Raw genomic sequence first — 7806 nt, 5'->3', positions numbered from 1 at the left:
TGAAATAAAAGATTTAGAAGTAGTCGAACTTGAGGAGAAAAAGTGACTAACGTAGTCGCTCAGATGATCTTACTAACTCATCATCTTTATTAATGGCTCTTAAGGCCAACATAAGAAGAACCATCATTAGAATAGGGAAGTAAAAAGCTAACTTCATTTCTAGCACTCCTCCTAATGATTCTTCCAAATCACTCGTGCCTTGTAATAATAAAAACAATATACCTGCACAAACCAATAGACCTAATTTTACAGTTAAAACTTGTCGTTGTCTCTTTTTAAACATCAGAATACTTGATGAACACAAAATTCCAAAACCTATTAATAAGAGCCAGAAAATATCTAATAGAATAGATGTATTTTGAATCTCACCATCAGAATTAACTAATTCAAGAGAAGAAAGAGTTAGTACGCTACCTGTCTCCTCTATTGTTACAATACTAAGAGGAAGAAACAACATGCACATTCCTAAGGCAATAGCAGCTGCAATATAAATTGATTGAATTCTTTGAATCATTATAAAGATTGTTGCGTTAAAGTTAAAACAATTCAGCTTTATTGTCCTTGAATAAAGCAGAGAGAATAATTTTAAATTTTGTTTTTTGTAATTAATTAAATTTGTAATATTGCTTGTCTTTTCTCCGACAATGGCACTCTTCCGTATAGATTTTCTGCTGTCCGTAAAATTCATTCGATAATTATTTTTTTCTAAAATTCACCAATCACTTCATATTAGTTAACAGACTAAAAACTAAAACACGTTACGCAACATGTACGATATCCTAAATTTGAATAGTAAGGCAATTGAAAAACTGAGAGACATAGCAAAAGATCTATCAGTAGCAGAGTATGATGTACTAGAAAAACAAGATTTAGTATACAAGATTTTAGATCAGCAAGCATTAAGCCCAGAGGCAAAACCTGCAACAGAATCTAAACCAAAAGAAACTAAGCCAGCAGCTAAAGCTGTTGCAAAACCAGCAGACGACAAAAAGCCATCTCCAGAGGCTAAAACAACTTCTACCCGTCCTACTTCAAAAAACGGAGATTCAAAATCTAACGAAGACGATAAAAAGAGACCGGAACGAGCTCCTTCAGATAGGCCTCAAAACAATAATCCTAGAAAAAATTTCGACAAACCAAGAGAGCCAAAAAAACCAGAATTTAATTTTGATGGAATAATCTCTAGTGAAGGCGTGTTAGAAATTATGCCTGATGGATATGGGTTCCTAAGATCTTCTGATTATAACTACTTAACATCTCCGGATGATGTTTACGTTTCTCAATCTCAGATTAAATTATTTGGATTAAAAACAGGGGATACAGTATTAGGTTCTGTTAGACCTCCAAAAGAAGGTGAAAAATATTTCCCTCTTATTAAGGTAATAGAAATTAATGGTAGAAACCCTTCTGACATAAGAGATAGGGTTGCATTTGATCACCTAACGCCTCTTTTCCCTTCAGACAAATTAAACTTATCTGAAAAGAGCAGTACTATTTCTACACGAATGATTGACTTGTTCACTCCAATTGGAAAAGGGCAAAGAGGATTAATCGTTGCACAGCCTAAAACAGGTAAGACAATCTTACTTCAAGATGTTGCAAATGCAATTGCTGCAAATCACCCAGAAATTTATTTGATCATCTTATTAGTAGATGAACGTCCTGAAGAGGTTACAGACATGAAACGTAATGTAAACGCGGAGGTAGTTTCATCAACATTCGATGAGCCTGCAGACCGTCATGTTAAAATCGCAAACATAGTTCTTGAAAAAGCAAAAAGAATGGTTGAATGTGGAACGGATGTAGTTATCCTTCTTGACTCAATCACCAGATTAGCGAGAGCATACAACACTGAATCTCCAGCTTCAGGCAAAGTGCTTTCAGGTGGTGTTGATGCTAATGCATTACACAAACCAAAAAGATTTTTTGGTGCTGCAAGAAACATTGAATTTGGTGGTTCTTTAACAATCATTGCTACTGCTCTTACAGAAACTGGTTCTAAAATGGACGAAGTAATCTTCGAAGAATTTAAAGGAACAGGTAACATGGAGTTACAGTTGGATAGAAAAATTGCAAACAAACGAATCTACCCAGCAATTGATCTAGTTGCTTCAAGTACTAGAAGAGATGATCTTTTAGTTGAAAAAGAAGCTCTTCAGAAAATATGGATCTTAAGAAATCACTTGTCTGATATGAATCCATTAGAAGCAATGCAGTTCTTAAGAGATAGAATTAAAGGAACTAAATCGAATGAGGAGTTCTTAATATCAATGAACAGCTAGTTTTTTGAAACCATCAATACGACTTGGATTAATTGCAGGTCTCCTATCAGGTATCGCTCTACTTATTGAATTCACTTACTTTTTCGACAAAGAAAAAGTAGGTGTTTATGCTATGATGTTTAAAATGCTAATGATGATTGTGTGTACCTATGCAGCAATTTTCATCACAGCTAAGCAACTTTACAACTCGAATATCCCATTTAATATAGGAGTTAAAGAAGGTATTATAGTAGCTGCGATTATTGGTATATCTATGGGGGTGGCTAACATAGTTTACGTCAAATATCTTGACCCATTATATCTCGATACACTTGCTGCACAAGGTAGAGCCACTTTATTAGAGCAAGGTATGAACGAAGAAGAAATTACAGGTTCTATAGATCGCTTCTATAGTTTTAATACACCATGGGTAACCCTAATTAAAGAGATTGCCTTCAACCTTTTTCTAGGCGTTATCTGTTCAATAATAATAACTTTTATGATAAGGAGGGTTCCTATACGGGATTAAGCTAAAGCCAATACTTCTTCAGCAAAATCTTCTAGGATTACTCCTCCAAAATTACCCGAGCTCATCATTAAGAGTACGCTGTTCTCCCACTTCAAATTGAGCAAATAAGACTTTAACTTTTCGGTGTCGTCAAAAACAAGGACATTTTCGCCAAAGGCTTCTTTCACTATCTCCTCGGTTAAAGGCGGTAATTGTTTATGTGCTATTGCAGTTGGACTATAAAATACTATACCCGTATCCGCCCCGTCTAATTTGCCTTTGTATTGAATTAAGAAATCCTTGTTAAGGCTACTGAATGTGTGTATTTCCATGCAAGCAACCAGTTTTCGCTCGATAAACTGTTTTCTTACGGCACTAGTAGTAGCACCTAATTTAGATGGACTATGTGCAAAATCTTTATAAACGGTAACATCATTTTTCCTACCAAGTAGTTCGAGACGTTTAGCAGCACCGGTAAATGAACTTATACTCTTATAAAATTGAGTTTCGTCAATATCCAAAGCTAAACACACGTTGCGCGCAGCATTTAAATTCTGAAGGTTATGATCTCCAAAAATAGAAAGCTCGTACGTTTTCCCAGCAACCTCAACACTTGTTATGCCATTTTTGATTGTTGAAGGTGGTGTATTGTAAGGTACCTTATCACATTTAGCAGTAGACTTATTAATCATTCCAACAAGATCTTTGTCTTCATCACAATAGTATACTACCCCTTCTTTCCCAATACTTTTTATAAAAATGTCGAACTGGTCAACATACCCTTCAAAAGTTGGGAATACGTTAATGTGATCCCATGCAATACCAGACAAAACCGCAATATTCGGTAGGTACCGATGAAACTTAGGTGTTAAGTCCAACGGTGAAGATAAATACTCGTCCCCTTCTAAAATTACAACGGGAGCATCTTTAGTCAAACGTACCATTGTTTCAAATCCGGCTAGCTGGGCTCCAACCATATAATCAAAGTCCATTCCTACGTCCATCAGAACATGCATTATCATCGCGGTGATGCTTGTTTTTCCATGGCTCCCTCCTATTACTACGCGCTTTTTATTCTTCGATTGCTCATAGATATATTCTGGAAACGAATAAATCTTAATACCCAGTTCTTGCGCTTTAAGCAATTCTGGATTGTTTTTTCTTGCATGCATACCCAGAACTACACCATCAAGACCTGTATGTACTCTATTTTCATCCCATCCATCTTGTTTAGGAAGCAAGCCATATGAATCCAATCGACCTTTTGATGGCTCATGAAAAGCATCATCTGAACCTGTAACTTTCATTCCTTTTTTATGAAGGGCTATGGCGAGATTATGCATTACACTTCCTCCTACTGCGATAAAATGGATATTCATATACTTTGATGCTGGTTTTTTAGTTAGTTATTTGTTTCAATAAGATGTAAATTCTCATGGCATCATTATTGACAATTTCAATTAAAAGTAAAACAAGTCTATGAAAAAAGTATTGTATACACTAAGCATTGCATTTATTGGCGGCATTTCTGCCCTTTCAATATCCCTTTTCATCGAAAGCAAGTCTTATAATCCTGTAATAATAGAATCAGTTACACCCAACTACCAACTCGTTTCTCAACCCAGTGCTAAAAGCGGACTTAGCGATTTTACTTACGCAGCAAAAATATCGACTCCTGCTGTGGTACACATTAAATCTTATAGAAAAATAATTCCAGATGAATACAAAAACCCTTTTTGGCAGTTCTTCGGGGAAACAGAAAGTCCACTTCGGGAAAATCCAATTCAAGCGGGAAGTGGCTCAGGTGTGATAGTGTCACCTAATGGATATATAATAACGAATAATCATGTTATCGGGAATGCTGATGAGATAAGTATCTCGATGAATGACAACAAACTATATACTGCAAAAATAGTGGGGACCTACCCTCCTGCCGACTTGGCCCTTTTAAAAATTGATGCAACCAATTTACCATTTCTTGAGTTTGGTAATTACGACGATCTTGATGTTGGAGAATGGATACTTGCTGTAGGAAATCCTTTTAACCTCACATCAACAGTTACTGCAGGAATAGTAAGTGCGAAAGCAAGAGATATTAACATTATAGAATCAACTTATGCTATCGAATCATTTATCCAAACAGATGCAGCTGTTAACCCCGGTAACAGTGGTGGTGCACTTGTAAATCTTGAAGGAAAGCTTGTCGGAATTAACACTGCCATCCTATCTAAAACAGGATCTTATGCAGGTTATTCATTTGCGATTCCTGTCACTATAGTAGAAAAAGTATATAACGATATAAAAGATTTCGGTGTAGTTCAACGTGGTCTAATTGGCGTATCCATCCAATCCGTTGATGCGGCTCTTATAGAAAAGCTAAAATTAAAAACATCCACAGGAGTTTATATAAAACAGGTTATTGATGGTGCAGCAGCTGCGGCAGCAGGTATTAAAACAGGAGATGTAATAATTAAAATAAACTCTGCTATTATTAAGAAAACAGCAGAGCTTCAAGAAGAGCTTAGTAAGTATCGACCAAATGATAAAATCCGAGTTACTGTGAATCGGGATGGTGAAATAAAAGTCATGGATGTAGTGCTACGAAATATTGATGGCAGTACGGCTATGCTTAAAAAGATAGATCTGGAAGGCGAAAATATATTTGGAGCGTTTTTCAAAGAAGCCTCGAATATGGAAAAATCTAAACTTGGTATTAAACAAGGAGTTAAAATAATTAGACTTGAGGATGGTGCATTTAAAGACGCTAAAATCCAACCAGGATTTATAATCACTCACGTTGAAAGACTGGCAATTAAGAATTCGCAACACTTAGTTCAACTTTTGAAAGCTAAACAAAAAGGAAGTGGCGTTTTACTTCAAGGTGTATATTCGAACGGGAGAACCGCTTATTATGGCATAGGAATATAATGCTGAAAACGTGTTAACTAAATTCTTCAATAATTCACATATTCCTTGATTGACCAAAGCAAGTTCAATACTTTTACGATACGCTAATTTCAATAGAAAATGTAAGCGTCTTTACAGTAATACTAACAATTCAAATTAATTGAAATATGCCACCGGAAGTAGCAAACGAGAAGGTTAAAGGAATTTACGAGAAAGAATTACAATATTGGATTGAGAGAGAAAAAAAAGCTGCCGAGGTAAGTAGTATGGTAAGCGATCTTTGGTATGACAAATCAGTTGAGTTGGTTATGTTTATGCGCCCATTGGTTGATCAAAAAATCAGTTTCATTCTAAATCTTCATGACTATGCTACGAAAGAATTAAAAAAAGAAGGAAGCATATTTACTACCGCCGAAGTTGCAAAAGGAATTGCAGAATTAGACCTAGCCCCATCAAAAATAGATGTAGGTAAATTATCGTTAGAGTGGGCTGCAGAGAGAGCCGATTATAACGAAGACTTAGCTAAATTCTTAAACAAGAAACTCGAAAGCCACATAGGTATTGAAAAAAGAAAACTAGAGCCAAGAGATGTAGTTCTATTTGGTTTTGGAAGAATTGGAAGGCTATTAGCTAGAGAATTAATACTTCAGGCAGGAAAAGGTGAGCAATTAAGATTAAGAGCAATTGTTACTCGATCAAGTAGTGCCGAAGATATCTACAAAAGGGCCAGTCTATTAAGAACGGACTCTGTACATGGCCGATTTACTGGTACTGTTACAGAAGATGTCGAAAACAATTGTCTAATTATAAATGGTCATAGAGTACATATGATTGTTGGCAAACCAGATGAAATTGATTACACTTCATTTGGAATTGATAATGCTCTATTAATAGACAATACGGGAGCATTCAGAGACAGAGAAGGCCTAGGAAATCATCTGAAAGCAAATGGCATTTCCAAAGTACTTCTAACCGCACCAGGAAAAGGAGACATTCCCAACATTGTTTTTGGTATAAACCAAGGGATGTTTGATATTGATTCCGAAACAATCTTTTCTGCAGCGTCTTGTACAACCAATGCGATCGTTCCGGTCCTAAATGTTCTAGAGAATGAGTTAGGAATTGAAAAAGGTCATATTGAAACTATTCATGCTTTCACAAATGATCAAAACCTACTAGACAATTACCACAAGAAATACAGAAGAGGTAGATCCGCTCCTCTAAATATGGTTATTACTGAAACAGGCGCAGGTAAAGCAGTGGTAAAAGCAATCCCTAGTTTAGAAGGTAAGTTAACAGCAAATGCAGTAAGAGTACCTACTCCTAACGCATCTCTAGCTATTCTCAGTCTTACGGTAAAGAAAGATACTTCTGTTGACGATCTTAATGACATTATGAGAAATGCGGCAATGTATGGCGATTCAATTGAGCAAATAAAATATTCTGCTTCACATGAATTGGTTTCGGCAGATATCGTTGGTAATAATTGTCCTTCTGTATATGATAGCAGAGCAACAATAGTATCAAACGACAAAAAAGACATTGTACTATATGTATGGTATGACAATGAATACGGTTATTCTAGGCAAGTAATGCACTTATCAAAATACATTGCTAAAGTTAGAAGACTTACTTACTATTAGTTAGGTACAATATTGAGATACTTGATTAGTCTTTGACAACACCGATTATGTTCAAAGAAAAAGTTGTTTGGATTACCGGAGCTTCATCAGGAATTGGAGAAGAACTTGCTATCCAACTTAGTTCAAGTGGTGCGAAACTCATTCTTTCATCGAGAAGATTAGAAGAACTTGAAAGAGTTAGAAATAGCTGTTCCAATCCAGAGAACGTTAAATGTATCGTTCTTGATCTCTCAAGCCAATCTGATTTTAAAGCTGAAACTATCGAAGCCATATCGAGCTTTGGGCAAATTGATATACTAATAAATAATGGAGGAATTAGTCAACGCTCTCTGATTATAGACACCGATACAGAGACCGATCGTAAAATAATGGAAACGAATTATTTCGGAACTATTAGCTTGGTAAAGGCTGTCCTTCCCCATATGCTTGAAAGAAACGCTGGCAATTTTATTGCTATTAGTAGTATCTCTGGAAAATTCGGCTTTGG

The 7806-nt window shown here is 35.9% G+C and carries 7 protein-coding genes; 5 read left to right on the top strand and 2 right to left on the bottom strand.

The window, feature by feature from the left end; translation table 11 throughout:
• Positions 1-46 precede the first annotated feature (46 nt).
• Positions 47-514, bottom strand: coding sequence for a DUF4293 family protein (locus HRT72_00400; GenBank protein ID NQY66175.1), 468 nt, complete (start codon positions 512-514; stop codon positions 47-49).
• Positions 515-767: 253 nt separating this feature from the next.
• Between HRT72_00400 and rho the strand changes: the two genes are divergently transcribed.
• Together rho and HRT72_00390 are read left to right on the top strand one after the other, a co-directional pair.
• Entirely contained in the window at positions 768-2282 is a 1515-nt protein-coding gene (gene rho, locus HRT72_00395) for a transcription termination factor Rho (protein NQY66174.1), read from the top strand.
• 4 nt (positions 2283-2286) lie between these two features.
• On the top strand, positions 2287-2790 hold the full coding sequence (locus HRT72_00390) for a DUF4199 domain-containing protein (GenBank protein NQY66173.1): 504 nt from the start codon (positions 2287-2289) through the stop codon (positions 2788-2790).
• Here the strand turns inward: HRT72_00390 and HRT72_00385 are convergent.
• Entirely contained in the window at positions 2787-4148 is a 1362-nt protein-coding gene (locus HRT72_00385; GenBank protein NQY66172.1) for a peptidoglycan synthetase, read from the bottom strand. The genes HRT72_00390 and HRT72_00385 overlap by 4 nt on opposite strands.
• Positions 4149-4248: 100 nt before the next feature.
• Here HRT72_00385 and HRT72_00380 point away from each other — a divergent pair, with 100 nt between their 5' ends.
• The 3 genes from HRT72_00380 to HRT72_00370 all read left to right on the top strand — a co-directional run.
• On the top strand, positions 4249-5697 hold the full coding sequence (locus HRT72_00380) for a trypsin-like peptidase domain-containing protein (GenBank protein ID NQY66171.1): 1449 nt from the start codon (positions 4249-4251) through the stop codon (positions 5695-5697).
• A gap of 146 nt (positions 5698-5843) precedes the next feature.
• Positions 5844-7319: a glyceraldehyde-3-phosphate dehydrogenase gene (locus tag HRT72_00375; protein ID NQY66170.1), complete on the top strand. Its 1476-nt coding sequence runs from the start codon at positions 5844-5846 to the stop codon at positions 7317-7319.
• 47 nt (positions 7320-7366) lie between these two features.
• Positions 7367-7806, top strand: a 440-nt coding sequence (locus tag HRT72_00370) for an SDR family NAD(P)-dependent oxidoreductase (GenBank protein ID NQY66169.1), incomplete at its 3' end; no start/stop codon positions are given.

Source organism: Flavobacteriales bacterium, from assembly GCA_013214975.1.
Classification (GTDB): domain Bacteria; phylum Bacteroidota; class Bacteroidia; order DT-38; family DT-38; genus DT-38.
Note: the sequence above shows the minus strand (reverse complement) of the source record. Positions and strands in the feature narration are given on the sequence as shown.